16 protein-coding genes, 1 tRNA gene and 1 pseudogene are annotated in these 26,193 nt (G+C 72.4%); 15 read left to right on the top strand and 3 right to left on the bottom strand.

Going from position 1 to position 26,193, the window contains the following annotated elements; all coding sequences use genetic code 11:
* Nucleotides 1-94: 94 nt before the first annotated feature.
* Complete coding sequence (locus tag ACW69E_RS26870; protein ID WP_457500893.1) at nt 95-805, top strand: DegT/DnrJ/EryC1/StrS family aminotransferase; 711 nt, start codon at nt 95-97, stop codon at nt 803-805.
* Nucleotides 806-902: 97 nt separating this feature from the next.
* Nucleotides 903-975, top strand: a tRNA-Thr gene (locus ACW69E_RS26865).
* Nucleotides 976-1,048: 73 nt separating this feature from the next.
* Here ACW69E_RS26865 and ACW69E_RS26860 read toward each other — a convergent pair.
* Nucleotides 1,049-3,697, bottom strand: a complete 2,649-nt coding sequence (locus ACW69E_RS26860) for a SpoIIE family protein phosphatase (protein WP_457500896.1) — start codon at nt 3,695-3,697, stop codon at nt 1,049-1,051.
* Between the two features lie 367 nt (nt 3,698-4,064).
* Here ACW69E_RS26860 and ACW69E_RS26855 point away from each other — a divergent pair, with 367 nt between their 5' ends.
* The 8 genes from ACW69E_RS26855 to ACW69E_RS26820 all read left to right on the top strand — a co-directional run bounded on the left by ACW69E_RS26855 (nt 4,065) and on the right by ACW69E_RS26820 (nt 17,632).
* Nucleotides 4,065-9,590 (top strand): HAMP domain-containing protein, encoded by a 5,526-nt coding sequence (locus tag ACW69E_RS26855; RefSeq protein ID WP_457500892.1) that lies wholly within the window; start codon nt 4,065-4,067, stop codon nt 9,588-9,590.
* Between the two features lie 244 nt (nt 9,591-9,834).
* Entirely contained in the window at nt 9,835-10,518 is a 684-nt protein-coding gene (locus ACW69E_RS26850) for a response regulator (RefSeq protein WP_457500895.1), read from the top strand.
* Nucleotides 10,519-10,656: 138 nt separating this feature from the next.
* Complete coding sequence (locus ACW69E_RS26845) at nt 10,657-13,368, top strand: DNA translocase FtsK (RefSeq protein ID WP_457500891.1); 2,712 nt, start codon at nt 10,657-10,659, stop codon at nt 13,366-13,368.
* Between the two features lie 187 nt (nt 13,369-13,555).
* Entirely contained in the window at nt 13,556-14,365 is an 810-nt protein-coding gene (locus tag ACW69E_RS26840) for a helix-turn-helix domain-containing protein (protein WP_457500890.1), read from the top strand.
* Nucleotides 14,366-14,415: 50 nt separating this feature from the next.
* Nucleotides 14,416-15,924: a 30S ribosomal protein S12 methylthiotransferase RimO gene (gene rimO, locus ACW69E_RS26835; RefSeq protein WP_457500889.1), complete on the top strand. Its 1,509-nt coding sequence runs from the start codon at nt 14,416-14,418 to the stop codon at nt 15,922-15,924.
* A complete protein-coding gene (gene pgsA, locus ACW69E_RS26830) occupies nt 15,921-16,565 on the top strand; it encodes a CDP-diacylglycerol--glycerol-3-phosphate 3-phosphatidyltransferase (RefSeq protein WP_457500888.1) in 645 nt (214 codons plus the stop codon). The genes rimO and pgsA overlap by 4 nt, the downstream gene beginning before the upstream one ends.
* Nucleotides 16,555-17,154: a CinA family protein gene (locus ACW69E_RS26825; RefSeq protein WP_457500887.1), complete on the top strand. Its 600-nt coding sequence runs from the start codon at nt 16,555-16,557 to the stop codon at nt 17,152-17,154. Before pgsA ends, ACW69E_RS26825 begins: the two co-directional genes overlap by 11 nt.
* Nucleotides 17,155-17,248: 94 nt before the next feature.
* Nucleotides 17,249-17,632, top strand: coding sequence for a helix-turn-helix domain-containing protein (locus ACW69E_RS26820; RefSeq protein ID WP_093663381.1), 384 nt, complete (start codon nt 17,249-17,251; stop codon nt 17,630-17,632).
* Between the two features lie 160 nt (nt 17,633-17,792).
* On the opposite strand, the gene ACW69E_RS26815 is transcribed toward ACW69E_RS26820, so the two are convergent.
* Together ACW69E_RS26815 and ACW69E_RS26810 are read right to left on the bottom strand one after the other, a co-directional pair.
* Nucleotides 17,793-18,596, bottom strand: a complete 804-nt coding sequence (locus ACW69E_RS26815; protein ID WP_457500886.1) for an Fpg/Nei family DNA glycosylase — start codon at nt 18,594-18,596, stop codon at nt 17,793-17,795.
* A gap of 121 nt (nt 18,597-18,717) precedes the next feature.
* Entirely contained in the window at nt 18,718-23,466 is a 4,749-nt protein-coding gene (locus tag ACW69E_RS26810; protein WP_457500885.1) for an Lhr family ATP-dependent helicase, read from the bottom strand.
* Between the two features lie 114 nt (nt 23,467-23,580).
* Between ACW69E_RS26810 and ACW69E_RS26805 the strand changes: the two genes are divergently transcribed.
* From ACW69E_RS26805 to ACW69E_RS26785, 5 genes and pseudogenes are all read left to right on the top strand, one after another.
* Nucleotides 23,581-24,441 carry a helix-turn-helix domain-containing protein gene (locus ACW69E_RS26805; RefSeq protein ID WP_457500884.1) on the top strand — a complete coding sequence of 287 codons (861 nt, stop codon included), beginning with the start codon at nt 23,581-23,583 and terminating at the stop codon, nt 24,439-24,441.
* 126 nt (nt 24,442-24,567) lie between these two features.
* Entirely contained in the window at nt 24,568-25,242 is a 675-nt protein-coding gene (locus tag ACW69E_RS26800) for an AzlC family ABC transporter permease (RefSeq protein WP_457500894.1), read from the top strand.
* On the top strand, nt 25,239-25,556 hold the full coding sequence (locus ACW69E_RS26795) for an AzlD domain-containing protein (protein WP_457500883.1): 318 nt from the start codon (nt 25,239-25,241) through the stop codon (nt 25,554-25,556). Before ACW69E_RS26800 ends, ACW69E_RS26795 begins: the two co-directional genes overlap by 4 nt.
* A gap of 85 nt (nt 25,557-25,641) precedes the next feature.
* Nucleotides 25,642-25,836, top strand: a complete 195-nt coding sequence (locus tag ACW69E_RS26790) for a DUF3046 domain-containing protein (protein ID WP_457500882.1) — start codon at nt 25,642-25,644, stop codon at nt 25,834-25,836.
* Between the two features lie 237 nt (nt 25,837-26,073).
* A pseudogene (locus ACW69E_RS26785) lies at nt 26,074-26,193 on the top strand (recombinase RecA); the annotation flags it as partial.

The following is a 26,193-nucleotide window of genomic DNA, read 5'->3' as shown; positions in this document are numbered from 1 at the left end:
TATTGGGCCGTGGTCCCCGGAATTAAATCCGGGGACCACGGCCTTTCTGTGTTGTGTAACCGGAAGTTCACATGGCGCCGCCAGCATCTCGGACATGGGGACGACGACGCTGAGCGGCACGCTGCGAGCCAGGCTCGAGAAGCAGGGCATAGGTACCGGGGACGAGGTGATCGTGCCCGCGTACTGCGACAGGGAGGTGGCGGCGGCCGTACGGGAGACCGGTGCGCTGCCCGTGTTCGCCGACATCGAGCCCGGAAGCCTCTGCATCGATCCCGCCTCCGTCGCCGCGGTGCTGAACGAGCGGACCGCCGCAGTGGTCCCCGTGCACCTCTTCGGGCACCCCGCCGACATGGTCTGTCTGCACGCGCTGGCGCAGAGTCATGGGATGAAGGTGGTCGAGCCCGGGGAGCCGGCTGTCCTCTCCTCGGTGGAAGCCGCTCGGCGCAGGCAGCACGCCGAGTTCCTGAACACGAGGCTGACCGGTGTGGTCGTCCCGCGCGCCGCGGCCGGGACTCGTCACACCTACGAGCAGTACGTGGTGCGGGTACCGGGGAACGGGCGGCCCGACAGAGATGTCTTCAAGCAGGCTCTGCGAGCCCGCGGGGTGCGGTGTCACGTGCCGGTGAGGACGCCTGTGCACCGTCTGCCGGAGTTCCGCGCGGATGTCAGGCTGCCCGAGACGGAGCGGGCGGTGGGTGAGTGTCTGGCGCTGCCGCTGGAGGCGTCGATGACCCGTCGCGAGCTGCAGCGGATCGTCTCGGCCTGCAATTCGCTGGGTGGTCTGCTGATGGAACCGGCCTGCTGAGCGGCGGAGGTCGAGCGATGCGGAGCTCGGGGAGAGCCGGACGGGCCGGGTGGTCAAAGTCGCCCCGGGATTCAGGTATGATCTATCCCGCTGGCTCGCCCCAATAGCTCAGTCGGCAGAGCGTCTCCATGGTAAGGAGAAGGTCTACGGTTCGATTCCGTATTGGGGCTCTGGAAAAGGGAGGAGGCCCCCGCCGTACGGCGGGGGCCTCCTCCCTTTCGTCGTTCCGGGGTGCGCCCGTCGTCACTCGGGGACGCGCATCGCCAGGATCGCCATGTCGTCGGACGGAGCGTCGGCGGCGAAACGCTCCACCGCGCGCATGATGCGCGCGGCCACCGCGCCCGCCGTCAGACCCGTGCATGTCGTGAGGACGTCGGCCAGGCCGTCGTCGCCGAGCATGCGGTTGCCCTCACGGCGCTCCGTGACGCCGTCGGTGACGCACAGCAGGACATCGCCCGGGTCGAGGGCGACGGTCTCCTCGTACAGTTCCAGATCGTCCATCACGCCCAGCAGCGGCTGCGGCTCCGCGGCCGGCTCGACGGTGCCGTCCTGGCGCAGGCGGAGCGGAAGCGGGTGGCCCGCGCAGACGACCCTGAGGACGGCACCGCCCTCGGGCTGAGGCCACAGCTCGCCGTAGAGCAGGGTCAGGAAGCGGCTGCGGGCGCCCTCGTCGAGGATCGCGGCGTTGAGCCGCTCCAGGACGGCCGGGCCTCCGAAGCCCTCACGGGCCAGCAGGCGCAGTGCGTGCCGGGCCAGCCCGGTGACGGCCGCGGCCTCGGGGCCGGTGCCGCAGACGTCGCCGATGGCGAAGCCGTAGGCGCCGTCCCGGATGGGGAAGAGGTCGTAGAAGTCGCCGCCGACCTCGTTGCCCTCGCCCGCCGCACGGTAGATGACCTCGACCTCGACGCCGGGGACGTCGGGGAGCTCGGGAGGCAGCAGACTGCGCTGGAGGGACTGGCTGATGGCCGTGCGCTCGCTGTAGAGCCGGGCGTTGTCCAGGGCGAGGGCGGCCCGGCGGGAGAGGTCCTCGGCCAGTTCCAGGATCTCCTGGCGGAAGCGTTCCTCGGTCGGCTTGCCCAGGGTGAGCATGCCGATGACGCGGTTGCGGGCCACCAGCGGCAGCACCACCGTCTCCCCGCCGACTGTGGCGGCGGTGGCGAGGGTGGTGCCTGCGGTGTTGGAGGAGATGGAGGCCGGGAGCCGGTCGAGGGAGAGGCCGCTCTGGTCCAGGCCCAGGCTGCGCAGGGAGGTGCGCAGCGCGGCGGAGTGCGCCGCGTCGCCCGGGGCGGTCCACACCCGTGCGCCGGGAGTGGGGACCGGATCGGGCGGGGAGACCTTGGACAGCAGGGCCTTGAGGCCGTCGATGCGGTCCTCGTCCTCGTGCAGGACGTAGGAGAGCTCGGGCTCGGAGGACTGGTCCGCGATGGTGTAGACGGCGCACCAGGTGGCGAGGGTGGGGACTGTCATCTGGGCCATCAGGGCGAGCGTCTGGTCGCGGTCGAGGGTGCCGGCGAGCAGGTCGGACGCCTCCACGAGGAAGGACAGCGAGCCGCGGCGCAGCCGCTCCAGCTCGGTCAGGCGCGCGGATTCCACCGCGAGCGCGATCCGGTCGGCGGCGAACTGCAGCCGCAGGGCCTCCTCGTTGGTGTAGCGGCCGGGAGCCTCGGCCGAGACGCCCAGGGAGCCGGTCAGCCGCCCCTCGACCTTCAGCGGGACGGTGACGACCGAGCGCATCCCCGTTCCCTCCAGGAGGGGGACCGCACCGGGGACCGCGGAGAGGTCCTCGTGGACCGAGGGCATCCGGGCCGAGCCGTAGCGGCCGCTGCCCGCCTCGACGGGAACGCGGGCGAAGCGCTGACGGGCGGAGGGCAGACCGGTGGTGGCACGGACCTCCAGCTCGGTCTCGTCGTCCGTGGCCAGCAGGAGGAAGGCGGCGTCGCCGTCGAGCATGTCGCGGGCGCGTTCGACGGTGCGCTGGAGCAGGCCGTCGAGGTCGTCCGGGGGAGGGGAGCCGATGAAGGTCTCGAAGGGATCGGCGCCGGCCCGGTCGCGGCTCTCCGGGGCGCCGGTGGGGTCGGAAGCCGCACCGCGCGCGGGGGACTGCAGCACCGCGCGCTCGTGGTCGCGCACCAGCAGGCAGACGGTGGACGGCTCGCCGTCGGCGTCGCGCACGCGCAGGTGGGAGGCGTAGACCGGGACGGTGCGGCCGTCCGAGCCGCGGATGCCGTACGAGCCCTCCCAGCGGGAGAGGGCCAGGGCCTCGGCGATGCCGGTGCCGATGCCGGGGGTGTGGGGCCAGGCGGCGAGGTCGGTCAGCGGCTTGCCGGCGACCTGCTCGGCGGTGTAGCCGAACAGCTCGCGGGCGTCGTCGTTCCAGGCGGAGACCGTACCGGAGCGGTCGACCTGCAGGACGGCGACACGGACCCGGGTGTCGGTGGTGGGCAGGGCGCTGTCGGGGAGGGCGGGACCGGCGCTGCGGGTGCCGACCGGACGTTCGGGAAGCTCCAGGCGGAACCAGACGCGCTTGTCGACCGCGGTGTACTCCACGCCCCAGCGGTCGGCGAGCGAGGCGCACAGCAGCAGGCCGCGGCCGCCCTCACGGTCGGGGTCGCCGAAGTGGTGGCCCAGGTCCTGGACGGGCAGCCCGCGGTCGGGGTAGTGGTCGGCGACCTCCACGCGCACGCCTGCGTCGCCGTCGCGCAGACACAGGACGTCGGCGGCGGTGCCGGCGTGGACGACGGCGTTGGTGACCAGCTCGCTGGTGAGGACGACGGCGTCGTCGACGATGTCGGCCAGGCCCCAGCCCTGGAGGGTGTCGCGCACGAAGGCGCGGGCACTCGCGACCGAGCGTCCGACCGGCTCGAAGGTGGCCGCTGCTCGCGCCGTGATCACTGTTCTCCCCATGGATCTGTCGTCGCCGTCCGTACGCGCGGGCGGCAGAGGGCCCCGCTGGGCGCCCACCGCCGCGGCCAGCCGCTGCCCGGCACTCGCCTCGTCCACCGCAGCGCCCCTTCGAATACCCGTCGTGACCACGTGTCCTTCGCGCCCGGCGGGCCGGAGCGGATGGACAGCCGGAAGCCAGGTTACTTACGTTCGCAGTACCGGCGGGCCCCGGATGCGGGTGTTTCCCCCTTGAGGCGTTCAGTCGGTGGTGTGCGATGCTGCCGAACTGTTATCGCCTGGTTCCACCATGGTGAAACACTGGGAAGGCTCGAAGTGAATGCCCGGGCGGAACGTTCGACCCAGCGGGAGGGACACGGTGCAGTCTGGCGGAGCGGCGCGAGGCGCCAGCACGCGCACGAGAAGCGGACGGTCTCGGGCAAACGGGGTGATCGAGGTTGAGGCGGCCGCGGTCAATCGGCTGCTGACCGCCCTGGAGGCGATGCGGGACGGGAACTTCCGCAAGCGCCTCACCGTCGCCGGCGACGGCCCGATGGCCGAGATCGCCGCGGTCTTCAACGAGGTCGCCGACCGCAACCTCCATCTGACCAGTGAGCTGGCCCGGGTGCGCAGGGTGGTCGGCAAGGACGGCAAGCTGACCGAGCGGCTGGAGACCGGCGCCTGCGAGGGGGCCTGGGCGACCGCCATCGACGCGTCGAACGCGCTGGTGGACGATCTGGTGCGGCCCGTCTCCGAGGTCGGCCGGGTGCTGTCGGCGGTGGCCGAGGGAGACCTGGAGCAGCGAATGGACCTGCGGGTCCAGAGCCCGGGCGGGGCGACACATCCGCTGCGGGGCGAGTTCCTCAAGGTGGGGCGCACCGTCAACGGGCTGGTCGACCAGCTCTCCACGTTCACCGACGAGGTGACGCGTGTCGCCAGCGAGGTCGGCACCGAGGGGAAGCTGGGCGGTCAGGCGCGGGTGCGCGGCATGTCCGGCTCCTGGAAGGACCTGACCGACTCCGTCAACACGATGGCGTCCAGGCTGACCGCCCAGGTCCGCGACATCGCGCTGGTGACCACCGCGGTCGCCAAGGGCGATCTGTCGCGCAAGGTCACCGTGCACGTGGCCGGCGAGATGCTGGAGCTGAAGAACACCGTCAACACGATGGTCGACCAGCTCTCCGCCTTCCAGTCCGAGGTGACGCGCGTCGCACGCGAGGTGGGCACCGAGGGCCAGCTCGGCGGCCAGGCGCGGGTGCCGGGCGCCGGTGGCGTGTGGAAGGACCTGACCGACTCCGTCAACACGATGGCGGGCAACCTCACCTCCCAGGTGCGTGAGATCGCACGGGTGACCACCGCGGTCGCCAACGGCGACCTGTCGCAGAAGGTCACGGTGAACGCGCGCGGCGAGGTGGCGCAGCTCGCCGACACCATCAACACGATGACCGAGACGCTGCGGACGTTCGCCGACGAGGTGACGCGCGCGGCCAGCGAGGTCGGCACCGAGGGCGTCCTGGGCGGTCAGGCGCAGGTGCCGGGCGCGGCGGGGACGTGGAAGGACCTCACGGACTCGGTGAACACCGCGTTCCGCAACCTCACGGCGCAGGTGCGGGACATCGCGCAGGTGACCACCGCGGTCGCCAACGGCGACCTGTCGCAGAAGGTCACGGTGGACGTCTCCGGCGAGATGCTGGAGCTGAAGAACACCGTGAACACCATGGTGGACCAGCTCTCCGCCTTCGGCTCCGAGGTCACCCGGGTCGCCCGGGAGGTCGGTGTCGAGGGCGAGCTGGGCGGTCAGGCGCAGGTGCCGGGCGCGGCGGGGACGTGGAAGGACCTCACGGACTCGGTGAACACCGCGTTCCGCAACCTCACCGGCCAGGTCCGCAACATCGCGCAGGTGACCACCGCGGTCGCCAACGGCGACCTGTCGCAGAAGGTCACGGTGGACGTCTCCGGCGAGATGCTCCAGCTGAAGAACACCGTCAACACCATGGTCGACCAGCTGTCCTCGTTCGCCGAGCAGGTGACCCGGATGGCCCGGGACGTGGGCACCGAGGGACGGCTGGGCGGCCAGGCGCGGGTCGACGGCGTCTCGGGCACCTGGAAGGACCTGACCGACTCCGTCAACTTCATGGCGGGCAACCTCACCTCCCAGGTGCGCAACATCGCCCAGGTGACGACGGCGGTGGCGCGCGGTGATCTGTCGCAGAAGATCGAGGTCGACGCGCGCGGGGAGATCCTGGAGCTGAAGAACACCATCAACACGATGGTCGACCAGCTCTCCGCCTTCGCCGACCAGGTCACCCGGGTCGCCCGCGAGGTGGGCACCGAGGGGCGCCTCGGCGGCCAGGCGCAGGTGCCGGGTGTGGCCGGGGTGTGGCGCGACCTGACGGACTCGGTCAACGGCATGGCGGGCAATCTCACGGCCCAGGTGCGCAACATCGCCCAGGTCGCGACGGCGGTGGCGCGCGGTGATCTGTCGCAGAAGATCGACGTGGACGCGCGCGGGGAGATCCTGGAGCTGAAGAACACCCTCAACACGATGGTGGACCAGCTGTCCTCGTTCGCCGAGCAGGTCACGCGGGTGGCCCGTGAGGTGGGCACCGAGGGCATCCTGGGCGGCCAGGCCGAGGTGGAGGGGGTCTCCGGCACCTGGAAGGACCTCACCCAGTCCGTCAACGGCATGGCGAACAACCTCACCTCCCAGGTCCGCAACATCGCCGAGGTCACCACCGCGGTCGCCCGGGGCGACCTGTCCAAGAAGATCACCGTCGACGCCAAGGGGGAGATCCTCGCCCTGGTGACGACCGTGAACACGATGGTGGACCAGCTCTCGTCCTTCGCCGAGCAGGTCACGCGGGTGGCGCGCGAGGTGGGTACCGAGGGCATCCTGGGCGGCCAGGCCCATGTGCCGGGCGTCACCGGCATCTGGAAGGACCTGAGCGAGAACGTCAACCTGATGGCGTCCAACCTGACGGGTCAGGTGCGCAACATCTCGCAGGTCGCCACCGCGGTCGCCAACGGCGACCTGACCAAGAAGGTCACCGTGGAGGCCAGTGGCGAGGTCGCCCAGCTCGCCGACACCGTCAACACCATGGTGACGACCCTGTCGTCGTTCGCCGACGAGGTCACGCGGGTGGCGCGCGAGGTGGGCACCGACGGAAGCCTGGGCGGCCAGGCGCGGGTGCCGGGGGTGTCGGGCACCTGGAAGGACCTGACGGAGTCCGTGAACTCCATGGCCTCCAACCTCACCGGCCAGGTGCGCAACATCGCGATGGTCACCACCGCGATCGCCAAGGGCGATCTCACCAAGAAGATCGACATCGACGCGCGCGGCGAGATCCTGGAGCTGAAGACCACCATCAACACGATGGTGGACCAGCTGTCCTCGTTCGCCGAACAGGTCACACGGGTCGCGCGCGAGGTGGGCACCGAGGGGCAGCTGGGTGGCCAGGCGCGGGTCGACGGCGTCTCGGGCACCTGGAAGGACCTGACCGAGTCGGTGAACGAGATGGCGGGCAACCTGACCCGCCAGGTGCGCGCCATCGCGGCGGTCGCCGCCGCGGTGACCCGCGGCGACCACAACGTGAAGATCGACGTGGACGCGGCCGGCGAGATCCTGGCGCTCCAGGACAACGTCAACACCATGATCGCCACACTGCGCGAGACCACGCTCGCCAACCAGGAGCAGGACTGGCTCAAGGGCAACCTCGCCCGCATCTCCGGGCTGATGCAGGGCCGCCGCGATCTGGAGGACGTGGCACGGCTGATCATGAGCGAGCTGACCCCGGTGGTCTCCGCCCAGCACGGTGCCTTCTTCGTCGCGGCCCCGACCGGCGGCGGCCCGGAGCTCGGGGTAGGGGCGAGCGAGGACGGCTCGTACGAGCTGCGGATGATCGGCACCTACGGCTACTCCCCGGGCACCATGCCCACCACCTTCCTGCCCGGCGAGTCCCTGGTGGGCATCGCGGCCGACGAGAAGCGCACGATCCTCGTCGAGCACGCGCCGCCCGGTTACCTGAAGATCTCCTCAGGGCTCGGCGAGGCACCGCCCGCCCAGGTGATCGTGCTGCCGCTGCTCTTCGAGGGCAGGGTGCTCGGCGTCATCGAACTGGCCACCTTCCAGCCCTTCACCCAGATCCAGAAGGACTTCCTGAGCCAGATCGCCGAGATGATCGCCACGAGCGTCAACACCATCAGCGTCAACACCAAGACCGAGGTGCTCCTGCGGCAGTCGCAGGAGCTGGCCGAGCAGCTCCAGGAGCGGTCGGTGGAGCTGGAGAGCAGGCAGCGGGCCCTGCAGGCCTCGAACGAGGAACTGGAGGAGAAGGCCGAGCTGCTGGCCAAGACCAATCGCGACATCGAGATCAAGAACTCCGAGATCGAGGACGCCCGGCAGGTCCTGGAGGAGCGTGCCGAGCAACTGGCGGTCTCGATGCGCTACAAGTCCGAGTTCCTGGCGAACATGTCGCACGAGCTGCGCACCCCGCTCAACTCGCTGCTGATCCTCGCCAAGCTGCTGGCCGACAACGCCGAGGGGAACCTCTCGCCCAAACAGGTGGAGTTCGCCGAGACGATCCACGGCGCCGGTTCCGACCTGCTCCAGCTGATCAACGACATCCTGGACCTGTCCAAGGTCGAGGCCGGCAAGATGGACGTCAGCCCGACCCGTATCGCGCTGGTGCAGCTGGTGGACTACGTGGAGGCGACCTTCCGGCCGCTCACCGCGGAGAAGGGGCTCGACTTCTCCGTGCGGGTCTCGCCGGAGCTGCCCCCCACTCTCCACACCGACGAACAGCGCCTGCTGCAGGTGCTGCGCAACCTGCTGTCGAACGCGGTGAAGTTCACCGACAGCGGCGCGGTGGAGCTGGTGATCCGGTCGGCCGGGTCGGACGTGCCGGAGTCGATCCGCGAGCAGATGCTGGAGCACGGCTCGCTGCGCGACGCCGACTCCGATCTGATCGCCTTCTCGGTGACCGACACCGGCATCGGGATCGCGCAGAGCAAGATGCGTGTGATCTTCGAGGCATTCAAGCAGGCGGACGGCACGACCAGCCGCAAGTACGGCGGCACCGGGCTGGGGCTTTCCATCAGCCGGGAGATCGCGCGGCTGCTCGGCGGCGAGATCCACGCGGTCAGCGAGCCGGGCCGCGGCTCGACGTTCACCCTCTACCTGCCCCTGACCACCAGTGACCTGCCGCCGCAGGGTCACCCGCAGCCGGGCGAGGGCTCCGCGGAGGCCGCGCACGCGGTCGAGGGCCGGCCGGGCGGCGGAGCCGGGACCTCTTCCGCTTCCGCCGGGTCCGGTGCGTCCGCCGCGTACGGTGACGGGGAGGAACCGGTCCGGGAGGCGGGCGGAACCCTGGACGTGCCCGCAGCAGAGCGCGCCGCGGCGGCTCTCGCGTCCCGCCGCCGCCAGCTGCCCCCCATGCCGCGCAAGCAGCCCGCGCCCCAGGAGGCGGAGGGCGACGCGGAGATGTGGCGGGACACCGTCCAGAGGGCGCAGGAGCGCCCGCGGGGCGCCTTCGACGGCGAGAAGGTGCTCATCGTCGACGACGACATCCGCAACGTCTTCGCGCTCACCAGCGTGCTGGAGCAGAACGGTCTGCAGGTGCTCTACGCCGAGAACGGGCGCGAGGGCATCGAGGTGCTGGAGCAGCACGACGACGTGGCGGTCGTCCTGATGGACATCATGATGCCGGAGATGGACGGTTACGCCACGACCGCGGCGATCCGGCGGATGCCGCAGTTCGCCGGGCTGCCGATCATCGCGCTGACGGCGAAGGCGATGAAGGGCGACCGGGAGAAGAGCATCGACTCCGGGGCGTCCGACTACGTCACCAAGCCGGTGGACACCGATCACCTGCTGTCCGTCATGACGCGGTGGATGCGCGGGGAGTGATGTGCGATGGTTCCGTGGTCGGCGGTGCGCCGGTGAGGTGCGACGCATTAGGTGTGGAAATGCTGCAATCGGGGAACCTTCGGGTCTCTCACAGCGTTTCAGGTACGTGCACAGTGACATCTCGGTGACAGGGTGTGGTGGGCCGCGAGGTGGGGCTACCATGACCGGCACAGGAACGGGCGGCGCAAAGGAGTCGTTGCCGGTGGCAGCGTCCAGAGCGCTGCCGGGGCGAGGAGGACGGGCCATGGTGCAGAAGGCCAAGATCCTCCTGGTCGATGACCGACCGGAGAATCTGCTGGCGCTGGAGGCCATCCTCTCCGCGCTGGACCAGACGCTGGTGCGGGCATCGTCAGGGGAGGAGGCGCTCAAGGCGCTGCTCACGGACGACTTCGCGGTCATCCTGCTGGACGTGCAGATGCCGGGCATGGACGGTTTCGAGACCGCCGCCCACATCAAGCGACGGGAGCGTACCCGGGACATCCCGATCATCTTCCTCACGGCCATCAACCACGGTCCGCACCACACCTTCCGCGGCTACGCGGCCGGTGCGGTGGACTACATCTCCAAGCCGTTCGACCCGTGGGTGCTGCGTGCGAAGGTATCGGTCTTCGTCGACCTGTACATGAAGAACGTTCAGCTGCGTGAGCAGGCCGCCCTGCTGCGGCTCCAGCTGGACGGCCGGCGCTCCGGCGAGGACGGCGACAAGGCGGCGGAGCCCTCGGGGCTGCTGGCCGAGCTCTCCGCGCGGCTGGCGGCGGTGGAGGAGCAGGCCGAGGCGCTCTCCAAGCACCTGGACGAATCCCCGGACACCGCGGCCGTCGCCACGGCCGCCCACCTGGAGCGCAAGCTCACCGGTCTGCGGCGGGCGCTGGACGCACTGGAGCCGGGCAACGACGGCCGATCGGCCTCGCTCCCGTCGCAGAACTGATCCGCCGCCAGGTGGGCGGGCGCTTCCGACGGGGCGTCACCTCGCCGGGGCCGGCGTGCCGCGGGCCGGGCGCGCCCCGTCCCGCCGACCGCACGGGCGTCCGTGTTCCTAGGGGCTCTCGCGGGTAATCTCGGCACCATGGCCTCACGTACGTCCGGCAAGGCTGCCAAGAAGGCGCCCGCCAAGAAGGCTCCCGTCAGGAAGGCCCCGGCACCGAGGCCTGCCGCGCCCAGGAAGACGGCGAGGAAGACGGTGGCGAAGGCTCCGCCCAGACCCGCGCCGTCTCCCACCAACGCGATCTTCCGGCTGGTCAGAGCCGTCTGGCTCGGCGTCGCGCACACTGTCGGGGCGCTGCTGCGCGGCATAGGCCGCGGAGCCAGGGGGCTGGATCCGGCGCACCGCAAGGACGGGGTGGCGCTGCTGCTGCTGGGCATCGCCCTGGTGATCGCGGCCGGCACCTGGTCCAATCTGCAGGGGCCGGTGGGCGAACTGGTCGGGATGCTGGTGACCGGGGCCTTCGGCCGTATGGACCTGGTGGCGCCGGTGCTGCTGGGTGCCGTCGCGGTGCGGCTGATGCGGCACCCGGAGAAGCCGGAGGCCAACGGACGCATCGTCATCGGACTTTCCGCCCTGGCCGTCGGCGTACTGGGGCTGGTGCACATCGCCTGCGGTTCGCCGGGGCGGGGCGAGGGCCACGAGGCGGTACGGGACGCGGGCGGCATGATCGGCTGGGCGGTCTCCCAGCCGCTGGTCCTCACCGTCAGCGCGGCCCTGGCCGTACCGCTGCTGCTGCTGGTGACCGTCTTCGGGCTGCTCGTCGTCACCGCCACTCCCGTCAACGCCGTTCCCCAGCGGCTGCGCCAACTGGGGGTGCGACTGGGGCTGGTGGCGCAGGACCCCGGCCCCGGCGGCGGGCCGGAGGGCTACGGCGGCCGCGACGCGTACGGCGGGGAGGAACCCCGGCCGCGGCGGGCGAGGCTGCGCAAGGACGGTGATGACGCCTTCCAGGCCGAGAAGGAAGCACTGGACGGCCGGCGCCGCACCCGCCGGGCCCCCGGGGCCCCGCGCACTCCGGACGGCTCTCCCGGCGCGGTGGACGTGGCCGCCGCCGCGGCGGCCCAGCTGGAGGACGCCGTCCTGCACGGCGTGCAGCCCTCGCCGCTGGTCGCGGACCTCACCAGCTCGGTCCGCGACCAGCGGGGCGGCCGGGGCGAGCGGCGGAGCGCGGGCCGGGAGCAGGAGCAGGGGGACGCGGAGCGGAAGAGCACGGGGGAGAAGGGGCGGACCGCCTCCGTGCCGGACCTGACCAAGGCACCGGCCGAGCCGCCCGCCGACACCCTGCCGCCGCGCGCCGAGCAGCTCCGGCTCGCCGGGGACGTCACCTACGCGCTTCCCTCGCTCGACCTGCTGGAGCGGGGCGGGCCGGGCCGTACCCGCAGCGCGGCCAACGACGCGGTCGTGGAGTCGCTGACGACCGTCTTCTCCGAGTTCAAGGTGGACGCCGTCGTCACCGGCTTCACCCGCGGTCCGACGGTCACGCGTTACGAGGTGGAGCTGGGCCCGGCGGTGAAGGTCGAGAAGATCACCGCACTGGCCAAGAACATCGCCTACGCCGTCGCCAGTCCGGACGTGCGGATCATCAGCCCGATCCCGGGCAAGTCGGCGGTCGGCATCGAGATCCCCAACACCGACCGCGAGATGGTCAACCTCGGCGACGTGCTCCGGCTGGCGGAGGCCGCCGGGGACGACCATCCGCTGCTGGTCGGGCTCGGCAAGGACGTCGAGGGCGGCTACGTCACGGCCAACCTGGCGAAGATGCCGCACATCCTGGTGGCGGGCGCGACCGGCTCCGGAAAGTCGTCCTGCATCAACTGCCTGATCACCTCGGTGATGATCCGGTCCACCCCGGAGGACGTCCGGATGGTGCTGGTGGACCCCAAGCGGGTGGAGCTGACCGCCTACGAGGGCATCCCTCACCTGATCACCCCGATCATCACCAACCCCAAGAAGGCCGCCGAGGCGCTGCAGTGGGTCGTGCGCGAGATGGACCTGCGCTACGACGACCTGGCCGCCTACGGCTTCCGCCACATCGACGACTTCAACGCCGCGGTGCGCGCGGGGAAGGTGAAGGCGGCCGAGGGCAGCGAGCGGGAACTCGCCCCCTACCCGTACCTGCTGGTCATCGTGGACGAGCTGGCCGACCTGATGATGGTGGCGCCGCGCGACGTGGAGGACGCGATCGTGCGGATCACCCAGCTCGCCCGGGCGGCGGGCATCCATCTGGTGCTGGCCACCCAGCGTCCCTCCGTCGACGTCGTCACCGGTCTGATCAAGGCGAACGTGCCCTCGCGCCTGGCCTTCGCCACCTCCTCGCTCGCCGACAGCCGGGTCATCCTCGACCAGGCGGGAGCCGAGAAGCTGATCGGCAAGGGCGACGGGCTGTTCCTGCCGATGGGGGCGGGCAAGCCCACCCGTATGCAGGGCGCCTTCGTGACGGAGGAGGAGGTCGCGGCCGTCGTGGCGCACTGCAAGAAGCAGATGGCCCCGGTCTTCCGCGACGACGTCACGGTCGGGCAGAGCCGGAAGAAGGAGATCGACGAGGAGATCGGCGACGATCTGGACCTGCTGTGCCAGGCGGCCGAACTGGTGGTCAACACGCAGTTCGGATCCACCTCGATGCTCCAGCGCAAGCTGCGTGTGGGGTTCGCCAAGGCGGGCAGGCTGATGGACCTGATGGAGTCGCGCGGGGTGGTCGGCCCCAGCGAGGGCTCCAAGGCGAGGGACGTTCTGGTCAAACCCGACGACCTGGATGACGTACTCGCGACGATCCGCGGGGAAACTCACTCGTAGGAATGAGCAGGGCAACCCTTTTCCCTGGCAAGACGTCAACGTGAAGGAGGGTGCGGTCGGTGTTCACCAACGGGCGGAACGGCCATCCCTATGGCGGACAGGCTCCCTCCGCCCGCTTGCCCCACCCTTCCGTACCCCCTCTAGACTGAACATCCAGCAGGTGGCTACACGCTCGAAAGGCGCCCCCGTGTCCATCGGCAACTCTCCCCCAGAAGACCGGCCTTCGGTCGGTCAGGCGATCCAGAAAGCCCGTATCGACGCGCGACTGACGGTGGACGAGGTCAGTGCGACCACCCGTGTGCGCGTCCCGATCGTGCACGCCATCGAACAGGACGACTTCTCCCGGTGCGGAGGCGACGTCTACGCCCGCGGCCATGTCCGCACCCTCGCCAAGGCCGTCGGTCTCGATCCGGACGAGCTGGTGGCGCAGTACGACGCCGAGCACGGCGGCCGTCCGGCGCCCACTCCCGCGGCCGCCCTCTTCGAGGCCGAACGCATCCGGCCCGAGCCGAGCCGTCCGAACTGGACCGCCGCCATGGTCGCCGCGATCGTGGCCGTGGTCGGCTTCGTCGGCTTCACCCTCTTCAGCGGCGGCGACGAGTCGGCGCGCACCCCGGTGGCCCAGGACGGCCCGTCGCCGGACCCCGCCGGCGAGCCGGACCCGGCCAAGCCCGCCGATCCCGAGCCCGATCCGGAACCGTCCGTCTCCGAGAGCGCCATCGCCGCCGCGCCCGCCGACAAGGTGACGATCAAGCTGGTCGCCGAGGACGGCAAGAGCTGGTTCTCCGCCGAGGCCCACAACGGGCGGCTGCTGGAGGAGGGCGTCCTGCAGGACGGCGACTCCAGGACCTTCACCGACGACAAGCGGATCGACCTGGTGCTCGGCAACGCCGGCGCGGTCACCCTCTTCGTCAACGGCAAGGAGGTCGACAAGGTCGGCGAGATCGGCCAGGTGCAGCGCGTCAGCTACACCAAGGGAGATCCGGAACAGGGTTGACACAACCCTGGCGGCGGTCGGGCCGGGTGGGACGAAGTAGTCTTGAGCCCATGCCCGAACGCCGTACCGTCGCCCTCGTCACCCTTGGATGCGCCCGCAACGAGGTGGACTCGGAGGAGCTCGCAGGCCGTCTGGCGGCGGACGGCTGGGAGCTCGTCGAGGAAGCCGCCGACGCCGACGTCGCCGTCGTCAACACCTGCGGCTTCGTCGAGGCCGCGAAGAAGGACTCCGTAGACGCCCTGCTGGAGGCCAACGACCTCAAGGACCATGGCCGTACCCAGGCCGTGGTCGCCGTCGGCTGCATGGCCGAGCGCTACGGCAAGGAACTGGCCGAGGCACTGCCGGAGGCCGACGGGGTGCTCGGCTTCGACGACTACACCGACATCTCCGACCGCCTCCGGACCATCCTCTCCGGCGGAGCCCACGTCCCCCACGTCCCCAGGGACCGCCGCAAGCTACTGCCCGTCAGCCCGGCGCAGCGGCAGGGCGCCGCCGTCGCGCTGCCCGGCCACGGGGACGCCGCCCCGGCCGCCTCCGCCCCCGCCGACCTGCCCGCCGGGGTGGCCCCGGCCTCGGGCCCGCGGGCGCCGCTGCGCAGGCGGCTGGACAGCAGCCCGGTCGCCTCGGTGAAACTGGCCTCCGGCTGCGACCGCCGGTGCTCGTTCTGCGCCATCCCCTCCTTCCGCGGGGCCTTCGTCTCCCGGCGTCCCTCGGACGTGCTGGGCGAGACCCGCTGGCTGGCGGAGCAGGGCGTGAAGGAGATCATGCTGGTCTCCGAGAACAACACCTCCTACGGCAAGGACCTCGGCGACATCCGCCTGCTGGAGACACTGCTGCCGGAGCTGGCCGCGGTGGACGGCATCGAGCGGATCCGGGTGAGCTATCTGCAGCCCGCCGAGATGCGGCCCGGACTGATCGACGTGCTGACCGGGACGGAGAAGGTCGCCCCCTACTTCGACCTCTCCTTCCAGCACTCCGCTCCGGGTGTGCTGCGCGCCATGCGGCGCTTCGGCGACACCGACCGCTTCCTCGAACTGCTGGACACCATCCGCGCCAGGGCCCCGCAGGCGGGCGTCCGCTCCAACTTCATCGTCGGCTTCCCCGGCGAGAGCGAGGCGGACCTCGCGGAACTGGAGCGTTTTCTGGTCTCGGCCAGGCTGGATGCGATCGGAGTCTTCGGGTACTCGGACGAGGAAGGTACCGAAGCGGCGACCTACGAGCACAAGACCGACCCCGAGACGGTGGCCGAGCGGCTGGACCACATCTCGCGGCTCGCCGAGGAGCTGACCGCGCAGCGCGCGGAGGAGCGCGTCGGTGAGACCGTACGGGTACTGGTCGAGTCGGTGGACGGCGAGGACGGCCCGGTCGGGCGCGGGGCACACCAGGCCCCCGAGACCGACGGACAGACGCTCCTGGCCGGTCACGCCGGCTCCTCGCAGCTCTCCGTGGGACAGATGGTCGAAGCGAAGGTGGTGGCGACCGAGGGTGTGGATCTCGTTGCCGAGCCGCCCCCGGACGCCGTCTGGGGGTGCTCCGAGAGTGAGGAGGCGGGGGCATGACGGACATCCCGGCCTCAGCAGCGGGTGGTGGAGCCATGGCGCAGCGGAAGGCCACCGCGGTCCGTGCGGTGAGCCTGTGGAACATCGCGAACATCCTCACCATGGTGAGGCTGCTCCTGGTGCCGGCCTTCGTGTTCCTGATGCTCGCCGACGGAGGGCACGATCCCGCCTGGCGCTCCTTCGCCTGGGCGGCCTTCTCCATCGCGATGATCACCGACCTCTTCGACGGCGAGCTGGCGCGGCGGTACGACCTGGTCACCGACTTCGGCAAGATCGCGGACCCGATCGCGGACAAGGCGATCATGGGCGCGGCGCTGATCTGCCTGTCGGCGCTCTCCGACCTGCCCTGGTGGGTCACGGGAGTGATCCTCTTCAGGGAGATCGGCATCACCCTGATGCGCTTCTGGGTGATCCGGCACGGCGTCATCCCGGCCAGCCGGGGCGGGAAGATGAAGACGCTCACCCAGGGCGTCGCCGTGGGCATGTACATCCTGGTCCTGACCGGGCCGCTCGCCACGCTGCGCTGGTGGGTGATGGCCGCGGCCGTGGTGCTGACGGTCGGCACCGGGCTGGACTACGTACGGCAGGCGCTGGTCCTGCGACGGGCCGGTCTGGCGGAGGAGCGGGCCGATGAGCGGTGAGCGGGAGGCCGAGCCCGGACTCGCTCCCGACGGTGGCGCCGACGAGACCAGGCAGACCACCGCGCAGGCGCTGAAGCTGCTGGCGGACCGCGGCCAGACCGTCGCCGCGGCCGAGTCGCTGACCGGAGGGCTCGTCGCGGCCGAGCTGACCGCCGCCCCCGGCGCCTCGGCGACCGTGCGCGGCTCGGTGACCGCCTACGCCACCGAGGTCAAGCACGAGGTCCTCGGTGTGGACGGGGGGCTGCTGCGGGAACGGGGCGCGGTCGACGCGGAGGTGGCCCGGCAGATGGCGGCCGGGGTCAGACGCGTGCTGGGCACGGACTGGGGCGTGGCGACCACCGGGGTGGCCGGCCCCGAGCCGCAGGACGGCAAGCCGGTGGGCCTGGTCTATGTGGCGGTCGCCGGACCGGGGGAGACCGGTGGGGGCGCCCGTCCCGTGGCGCTGCGACTGGACCTGGACGGCGACCGCGCGCAGATCCGTGACGGAAGCGTACGAGCCGTCATCCAGCTGCTTCTGAGCGAACTCATGGAAAATGCGCCGACAAAGGATACGGAACACAGTGGGGGGAATGGATGTTTGCAGCCCTGAGTGAACACAGCATCGCTCCCCGCACGGCCGCGGCCCAAGGCGGTACGGTGGGGCAAGAAGGATCCGGGTCAGCGGTCCTAGGAGGGAGCCACCGATGATTCTGCTCCGTCGCCTGCTGGGTGACGTGCTGCGTCGGCAGCGCCAGCGCCAGGGCCGTACCCTGCGCGAAGTCTCCTCGTCCGCCCGGGTGTCGCTCGGCTACCTCTCCGAGGTCGAGCGGGGGCAGAAGGAGGCCTCCTCCGAACTGCTCGCCTCGATCTGCGAGGCGCTGGACGTGCGGATGTCCGAGCTGATGCGGGAGGTCAGCGACGAGCTGGCGCTCGCGGAGCTGGCGCAGTCCGCGGCGAGCGACACGGTCCCCGCGCCGATGCGCCGTCCCGTTCTCAACCCGGTGACCGTGACGTCCGTCACGGAGCGGTCGGGGGAGCGGGTGACCATCAAGGCGCCGACGGAGGCCGTGGACGTCGTCGCCGCCTGAGCCGTGCGGTAACGGGCGTACTCTGCAAGGGAGCCACCACGGGCCCGGCCCGGACGCGTGAGACGCGTCCGGGCCGGGCCCGTCGCATCGCCGGGCAGAGCCGCGGCGCTGTGCTTCGCCCGGACCCCGGCCCGGCCGTCCTGCCGGACGGAGCCGGCGTTCAGGCGGACGGCGGAGGCGGTCCCGTCTGGCAGCCGGGACACCAGTACGCCACGCGCCGGGTGGTGGAGGGCCCGGGCACCCAGGTGCGGACGGTCGTACCGCAGCGCGGGCACGGCCTGTCCCCACGGCCGTACACCCAGAGATTCCGGCCGGCGCGCACATCGCCGGTGGTGACGCGGAGCGTGCGGTCCTTGTTGACCTCCAGCAGCTTCTTCGCCAGGGCCGTCAGCCGTTCGGGGGAGGGGATCTCACCGACCGGCAGCCAGGGTGTCACCCTGACCAGGAAGCAGAGTTCCACCGCGTAGACGTTGCCGATCCCGGCCAGATTGCGCTGGTCCAGCAATGCCTCGGCGACGGGGCGGGCGGGATCCGCCAACAGGCGGCTCAGGGCTTTCGCCTCGTCCCAGTCGGGGCCCAGAAGGTCCGGGCCCAGATGGCCGACGGCCCTGTCCTCGCCGGTGGTGCGCAGCAGCTCCAGGACGGGGAGGCGGTACCCCACGGCCAAGTGGGCTTCGGTGGCGAGGACGGCGCGGATCTGGTGGCCCGGGCCGCCGCTCCACCGCCGGCCCGGATCGTAGACGCGCCAGGCGCCGTCCATCCGCAGATGGGAATGGAGCGTCAGACCGCCCTCGAAGCGGGTGAGCAGATGCTTGCCGCGCGCGACGGTCTCCAGTACCTCGCGCCCGGTGAGGTCGGCGGTGGCGAGCCTGGGCACACGCAGGTCGCAGCGGACCAGGGGCGCTTTCGACAGCGCCCGGTGCAGCTGCCGGGCGGTGCGCCAGACGGTGTCTCCCTCGGGCACCGGGCCGTCCTTCCTCGTCCGTCGCTTCCGGCCTCCGCTTCCCGAACGCTTCCCACCCTCACCGTCCGCACGCCTCTCGCGGCCTTCCGCGCCTGCCGTCGGCCGCCGGTCGTCCAAGCCGTCATGCGCGCAGCCGCAGCCCGCGCGGGGTGGCATGGAAGCCCGCGGCCTCCAGAGCGGAGCCGACGGGGGAGGTCAGGGCCGGGAAGCCGTTGACGCGCTCCACGGTGAGGGTGCCCAGCATCCCGCGGTGCGCGGCCCCGGCCAGGGCCTCGACGGCGGCGGTCAGCGACGGCCCCTCGGTCCGCCAGGCCAGCAGCGTCCTGCCACCGCGCTCGAGGTAGAGGACGAGATCGCCGTCGACCAGCACCACCAGGGAGCCGGCCTTGCGGCCCGGCTTGTGGGCCGCGACCGCCCTGCCCGGGGCCGGTCCGCCGTCGGCGGATGCGACGGGGGAGGGCGGATCGGGCCAGGACAGGGCGGCACCGTAGGCGTTGGCGGGGTCGGCGGCGGCGAGCACGGCGGTGTGCGGGCGGGAGCCTTCGGGCTTCTCCCGGGCCGTGCTGATCGCGCGGAGCCGGTCCACCGCGCCGTCCACGGCGAACTGGGCGGCGCCCAGCCCCTCCACCACGTAGCCGCGGCGTGCCTGGCCGCTCTCCTCGAAGACCGACAGCACGCGGTAGGCGGCCGAGAAGCCGCCCTCGACCCCCTCGGCGGCGACCGCGCCCCGGGTGACCACGCCGTGCCGGTCCAGCAGGGTGCGGGCCAGGGCATGGGCCCGGTGGGTGGGATCGGTCTCCCGGTCCGGCAGCAGCGACCAGCGGCCGGCGACCGTCGGAGGGCCGCCGCGGGAGGCGGTGGGACGGCGGGGCGCACCGGCCGGCGCGACGGGGGACAGGGGGACGGGGGAGCCGTACCGGCCGCGGGGAGTGCTCCGCCTGGCGCGGTGCGCCGTGGCCCCCGCGGTGCGACCGGAGCCCAGCAGGGCGCGCAGCGGGGCCAGAGTGTCGCCCGTGAGCCGCCCGGACCAGGCCAGGTCCCACACGGCCTCGGCCAGCTCGGCGTCGGACGCCTTGTGCCCGGTGGCGCGCACCCGGTCGGCGATCTGCCGGAAGAACAGGCCGTAGCCGCCCGAGAGCGCCTCCAGGACCGCCCGGTGCAGAGGGGCGGCCTCCAGCGGGAGGGCGTCGGGCAGCAGCAGCGGGGCGGCGTCGGCCAGGTGGAGGCGGATCCAGCCGTCCTTGCCCGGCAGCGCGCCCGCACCCGCCCAGACGACCTCTCCGGCGGCGGTCAGCTCGTCCAGCATCGCCGGGTGGTAGTCGGCCACCCGGGAGGGCAGGACCAGCTTCTCCAGGGCGGAGGCGGGCACGGGGGCGCCCTGGAGCTGCTCGACGGCGCGCAGCAGCCCGTCGATTCCGCGCAGCCCGCCGGCCCCGGCCCCCAGGTGCTGCCACTGGGGCAGGAAGGCGGCGAGCGAGGCGGGCGGCACCGGCTCCAGCTCCTGACGCAGTGCGGCCAGGGAGCGGCGGCGCAGCCGCCGCAGCACGCCTGTGTCGCACCACTCCTGCTCGATCCCCGAGGGGTGGAACTCGCCCTGGACCACCCGGCCGGCCGCCGCCAGCCGGTGCAGCGCGCCGTCGGCGACCGCGGTGCCCAGACCGAACCGCCCGGCGGCCCGCGCGGTGGTGAACGGGCCGTGGGTGCGGGCGTACCGGGCCAGCAGGTCGCCCAGCGGATCGGCCACGGGCTCGGTGAAGGCCTCGGGCACGCCGACGGGCAGCGCCGCGCCCAGCGCGTCGCGCAGCCGCCCGGCGTCCTCGATCGCCGCCCAGTGCTCCCGTCCCGCGATACGCACGCGGATGACGCGGCGGGCGTGCTCCAGCTCCCGCACCCACCGCGGCTCGGCGCCCCGCTCGGCCAGCTCCTCCTCGGTGAGCGGGCCCAGCAGGCGCAGTACGTCGGCGACGCCCTCGGTGTCCTTGACCCGGGGGACTGCGCCCCCGCCCTCTCCGGGGAGCCATTGCAGCTCGCGCTCCAGATCGGCCAGCACCTCCGGGTCGAGCAGCTCGCGCAGCTCGGCCCGGCCCAGCAGCTCGGCCAGTAGCCGGGAGTCCAGAGACAACGCGGCGGCACGGCGCTCGGCGAGCGGGGAGTCGCCCTCGTACAGGTACTGGGCGACGTATCCGAACAGCAGGGAGCGGGCGAACGGGGACGGCTCGGGTGTGGTGACCTCCACCAGGCGCACCCGGCGCGACTCGACATCGCCCATCAGCTCGGCCAGTCCGGGTACGTCGAAGACGTCCTGGAGGCACTCGCGCACCGCCTCCAGGACGATCGGGAACGACCCGAACTCGCTCGCCACCTGCAATAGTTGGGCGGCCCGCTGGCGCTGCTGCCACAGCGGGGTGCGCCGGCCGGGATCGCGGCGGGGCAGCAGCAGGGCGCGGGCGGCGCACTCGCGGAAGCGGGAGGCGAACAGGGCCGACCCGCCGACCTGATCGGTGACGGTCCGCTCCACCTCGTCCCGGTCGAACAGGACGTCGGCGGCGCCGACCGGGGGCTGGTCGGGGTCGTGGTCCGGAGCGCCTGCGGGCTCCGGAACCGGGGCCGCGCCGAAGTCCTCGCCGAGGTCGAAGCCCATCAGGTCCGTGTCGGGCAGCCGCAGCACGATGCCGTCGTCGGCGTGCATCACCTGTGCGTCCATGCCGAACCGCTCCTCCAGCCGCGCTCCCAGCGCCAGCGCCCAGGGCGCGTGCACCTGGGCGCCGAAGGGGGAGTGGACAACGACCCGCCAGTCGCCCAGCTCGTCGCGGAAGCGCTCCACCACGATCGTGCGGTCGTCGGGGACGTGTCCGCAGGCCTGCCGCTGCTCGTCCAGGTAGGCCAGGACGTTGTCCACGGCCCACTCGTCCAGCCCGGCCGCCGCCAGCCGCTCCCGGGCGGCCTCCGGGGTCAGCCCGCCGACCTCGCGCAGGAACGCTCCCAGCGCGCGGCCCAGCTCCAGCGGGCGGCCGAGTTGGTCGCCCTTCCAGAACGGCAACCGCCCGGGGACGCCGGGGGCGGGGGTGACCAGGACGCGGTCGCGGGTGATGTCCTCGATGCGCCAGCTGGTCGTGCCCAGGGTGAACACATCGCCCACCCGCGACTCGTAGACCATCTCCTCGTCCAGTTCCCCGACGCGACCGCCGCCCTTCTTCGGGTCGGAGCCGGCGAGGAAGACGCCGAACAGCCCGCGGTCGGGGATCGTCCCGCCGGAGGTGACCGCCAGCCGCTGTGCCCCGGGGCGCCCGGTGACGGTGTGGGCGACGCGGTCCCACACCAGGCGGGGGCGCAGCTCGGCGAAGGCGTCGGACGGGTAGCGCCCGGCGAGCATGTCCAGTACGGCGGTGTACGCCGAATCCGGCAGTGAGGCGAAGGGCGCGGCGCGCCGCACGACCGCGAGCAGCTCGTCGACGTCCCAGGTGTCCACCGCGGTCATGGCGACGATCTGCTGCGCCAGTACGTCCAGCGGGTTGGAGGGGATGCGCAGGGCCTCGATGGCGCCCTCGCGCATCCGCTCGGTGACCACCGCGGACTGCACCAGGTCGCCCCGGTACTTGGGGAAGACCACCCCGGCCGAGACCGCGCCCACCTGGTGCCCGGCACGGCCCACCCGCTGCAGCCCGGAGGCGACCGAGGGCGGGGACTCCACCTGGACCACCAGATCCACCGCGCCCATGTCGATGCCCAGCTCCAGACTGGAGGTGGCCACCACCGCCGGCAGGCGGCCCGCCTTCAGCTCCTCCTCGACCTGGGAGCGCTGCTCCTTGGAGACCGAGCCGTGGTGGGCGCGGGCCAGCACCGGCGGGGCGCCCCCCGAGGCTCCCGATCCCCCCATCAGTTCCGCGGGCGAGTGGCCCTCGGGGACGGGCTCGCCGGTGGCCCGCTCGTAGGCGATCTCGTTGAGCCGGTTGCACAGCCGCTCGGCCAGACGCCGGGAGTTGGCGAAGACGATGGTGGAGCGGTGGGCCTGGACGAGGTCGGCGATCCGCTCCTCCACCGAAGGCCAGATGGAGGGCCGGTCCCCCTGGCCGCCGGGCCCTTCGCCGCCCGCGTCCCGCACCGGCGAGCCGCCCAGCTCGCCCATGTCCGGCACGGGCACCACGACCGACAGGTCGAACTCCTTGCCCGAGGGCGGCTGCACCACGTGCGCGCCGCGCCGGGGCGAGAGGAAACGCGCCACCTCGTCCACCGGCCGCACCGTCGCCGACAGTCCGATGCGGCGGGCCGGGCGGTCCAGCAGCTCGTCCAGGCGCTCCAGGGAGAGCGCCAGATGGGCGCCGCGCTTCGTCCCGGCCACGGCATGGACCTCGTCCAGGATCACCGTCTCCACCCCGCGCAGGGCCTCGCGGGCGGCGGAGGTGAGCATCAGGAACAACGACTCGGGGGTGGTGATCAGGATGTCCGGCGGGCGCCGGACCAGCGCTCGGCGCTCGGCGGCCGGGGTGTCGCCGGAGCGGACCCCGACGCGGATGTCCGGCTCGGGAAGCCCCAGCCGCACCGACTCCTGGCGGATGCCCGTCAGCGGGCTGCGCAGATTGCGCTCGACGTCCACCGCCAGGGCCTTCAGCGGTGAGACGTACAGCACACGGCAGCGGCGGACCGGGTCGGCGGGGGGCGGTGCGGCGGCCAGCCGGTCCAGGGAGGCGAGGAAGGCGGCCAGCGTCTTCCCGGAGCCGGTCGGCGCGACGACCAGGACGTCGCGTTCCTCGGCGATCGCCCGCCAGGCGCCCTCCTGGGCGGCGGTGGGGGCCTGGAACGCACCCGTGAACCATGAGCGGGTCGCGGGGGAGAAGGCGTCGAGAGCCGGTGACCGGTCCATGGCCTCCATCGTGCACCCCCTCACTGACATCCCCGCGACATCCCGGGCCGGCTGTCCCGGCGCGGCCCCGGTGCCGGCCTCGCGGCCGCCGGCCCCGGCAGGGGCTTCGCACGGGCCCGCACAATGGGAGGCATGGGCAAGGAGGAGTGGGCACGCCACTGGCGGTACGACCGGCTGCCGGGCACGGACCTGCTGCGCGCCCGCTACATAAGGCACACCTTTCCCCAGCACGCCCACGACGGCTACGTACTCGCCGCCGTCACCGGCGGCGTCGAGGAGGTCGGGCTGCCGCAGGGCGTGGAGCGGGCCGGCGTGGGGTCCGTCGTCATGATCAACCCGGAAGTGGCGCACACCGCGCGCGCCGGGGTCCCGGAGGGCTGGGCGTACGCCACGCTCTACCCCTCCTCCCGCACGGTCGCGGCCATCGCCGCGGAGACGACGGCCATCCGGGGCACCGCGGGGTTCGCCGAGTCCGTCGTGCACGATCCGGGGGCCGCGCGCCTGATCGCCGAGGTGCACCGGGCCGCCGAGCAGGGCAACGCCCTGGCCGCCGACACCCTGCTGCGGGTGACCGTCACCCGGCTGCTGCGCCGTAACGGCGCCGCGCTCCCCACGCGCACGGTCCGCACGGCGGGTGCGTGGAAGGCCGCGCGCGCCCGCGAGATCCTCCTGGAGCGGATGACGGACCCGCCCACCTTGGAGGCACTCGCCGCGGAGCTGGGGACGAGCCCGTTCTCGCTGCTGCGGGCCTTCCGCGAGCGGTACGGCATGCCGCCGCACGCCTGGCTGACCAGTGCCCGGGTCCGCCGCGCCCGCCGGCTGCTGGAGGAAGGGGTACCGCCCGCCGAGGCGGCCGTCGCCGCGGGCTTCACCGACCAGCCGCACCTGGGACGGCATTTCCGCCGGATCGTCGGCGTACCGCCGGGCGCCTACCAGCGCGAACGCGCAAGAACGTACAAGACCGGGCAGGAAGGCCGCGCCTAGCATCGCGCCGTGCCCGAGAGGAACCAGACCATCCAGAGCGCCCAGGCCGCCCGGGTCCGCCCGGCCGGGGAGGGGGCGCCCCCCACGACACCGCCCACCGCCGACCGCGGCGGGGACGACAGGGCCGTGGTCCGCGACGCCCTCGGAGTCGGCGTCGCCGTGGGCCTGTCCGGATTCGCCTTCGGGGTTACCTCCGCCGGAGCCGGGCTGAGTCTCGCGCAGACCTGTGCGCTCAGTCTGCTGGTCTTCACCGGCGCCTCGCAGTTCGCCCTGGTCGGCGCACTCGCCGCGGGCGGCAGCCCGCTCACCGCCGCGGCCGGCGCCTTCTTCCTCGGCACCCGCAACGCCTTCTACGGGCTGCGGCTGTCCTCGCTGCTGCGACTGCCGCGCGCGGTGCGGCCGGCGGCCGCCCACCTGGTCATCGACGAGACCTCCCTGGTCGCCCTCGCCCAGCGGGACCGGCGCGCGGCGCGGATCGGGTTCACCGTCACCGGCATCACCCTCTACCTGCTGTGGAACCTCACCACGTTGCTCGGCGCGCTGGGCGCCGCAGCCCTCGGCGACACCGCCGCCTGGGGGCTGGACGCGGCGGGTCCGGCCGTCTTCCTGGCGCTGCTGGCGCCCATGCTGCGCACGGCCGCCGAGCGTGCCACGGCCGGGCTCGCGGTGCTGCTGGGGCTGGGTCTCCTGCCGGTCCTCCCGGCCGGGGTCCCGGTGCTGGTGGCGGCGCTCGCCGCGCCGCTGGTGCTGCTGGCGCGGGGGCTGCGGGCCAGGGGGCTGGACGGAGGGGAGGGCCGGTGAGCACGGCGGGCGTGTGGATCGCGATCGGGGCGACGGCCGTCGGCTGCTACCTCGTCAAGCTGCTCGGACTGTCGGTGCCGGCCGGTGCGCTGGAGCGTCCGCTGGTACGGAGGCTGGCGGCCCTGCTGCCCGTGGCGCTGCTGGCGGCACTCACCGCGCAGCAGACCTTCGGCGGCGAGGGCGGCGCACTGGTGGCCGACGCCCGCGCGGGAGGTCTCGCGGCGGCCGCGGTCGCGCTGGTGCTGCGTGCGCCCTTCCTGGTGGTGGTCGCCGCCGCCGTCCTGGTCACCGCGGGGCTGCGGGCCCTGGGATAGGCCTGCCGCCCGCCCGGACCCTCTCCGCCCGCCCGGTTCCTCCCCGGCCGGCGGGGGAGGAACCGGGCGGGCGGATACTGGGTACATGCGTTTGACGATCTTCTGGGAGCGGATGGCGGCCCACTTCGGTGAGGCGTACGCCGACTCCTTCGCCCGCGATCACGTGATGTCCGAGCTGGGCGGCCGGACGGTCCACGAGGCTCTGGAGGCGGGGTGGGGGGCGAAGGAGGTCTGGCGCGCGGTCTGCGCGGCCGTGGACGTCCCCGCCGAGCTGAGGTGAGCTCCGAGGAGGATGCCTCCTGCGTCGTGGCCGACCGTGTGAGGCACCTCTGAGCTGCTGGTTTCCCGGCTTCTTCCGGTTTTCCACAGGAGCATGGGGCAACTTGACACAAAAATCGAACAGCCATTCTTATGGAGAGGCCGGGCTGCTGGGGACGGCGTCCGGGCCGATTGTCAGTGGCAGGCGCTAGCGTCTTCTGATGTGAAGCGATCGACTCAAGCGAACCGGGTGGCACCCATGGCAGGAAACGACCGCGAGAAGGCGCTCGACGCCGCGCTCGCACAGATTGAACGGCAGTTCGGCAAGGGTGCGGTGATGCGCCTGGGCGAGCGGCCGAACGAGCCCGTCGAGGTGATC

The sequence above is a fragment of the Streptomyces sp. SS8 genome (assembly GCF_054072955.1).
Note: the sequence above shows the minus strand (reverse complement) of the source record. Positions and strands in the feature narration are given on the sequence as shown.

Bases quoted from the DNA above. Each gene is read 5' to 3' on its own strand.
- ACW69E_RS26870 (WP_457500893.1), top strand. From the start codon at position 95: ATGGGGACGACGACGCTGAGCGGCACGCTGCGAGCCAGGCTCGAGAAG.
- ACW69E_RS26850 (WP_457500895.1), top strand. From the start codon at position 9,835: ATGGTGCAGAAGGCCAAGATCCTCCTGGTCGATGACCGACCGGAGAAT.
- ACW69E_RS26845 (WP_457500891.1), top strand. From the start codon at position 10,657: ATGGCCTCACGTACGTCCGGCAAGGCTGCCAAGAAGGCGCCCGCCAAG.
- rimO (WP_457500889.1), top strand. From the start codon at position 14,416: ATGCCCGAACGCCGTACCGTCGCCCTCGTCACCCTTGGATGCGCCCGC.
- pgsA (WP_457500888.1), top strand. From the start codon at position 15,921: ATGACGGACATCCCGGCCTCAGCAGCGGGTGGTGGAGCCATGGCGCAG.
- ACW69E_RS26825 (WP_457500887.1), top strand. From the start codon at position 16,555: ATGAGCGGTGAGCGGGAGGCCGAGCCCGGACTCGCTCCCGACGGTGGC.
- ACW69E_RS26820 (WP_093663381.1), top strand. From the start codon at position 17,249: ATGATTCTGCTCCGTCGCCTGCTGGGTGACGTGCTGCGTCGGCAGCGC.
- ACW69E_RS26810 (WP_457500885.1), bottom strand. From the start codon at position 23,466: ATGGAGGCCATGGACCGGTCACCGGCTCTCGACGCCTTCTCCCCCGCG.
- ACW69E_RS26805 (WP_457500884.1), top strand. From the start codon at position 23,581: ATGGGAGGCATGGGCAAGGAGGAGTGGGCACGCCACTGGCGGTACGAC.
- ACW69E_RS26790 (WP_457500882.1), top strand. From the start codon at position 25,642: ATGCGTTTGACGATCTTCTGGGAGCGGATGGCGGCCCACTTCGGTGAG.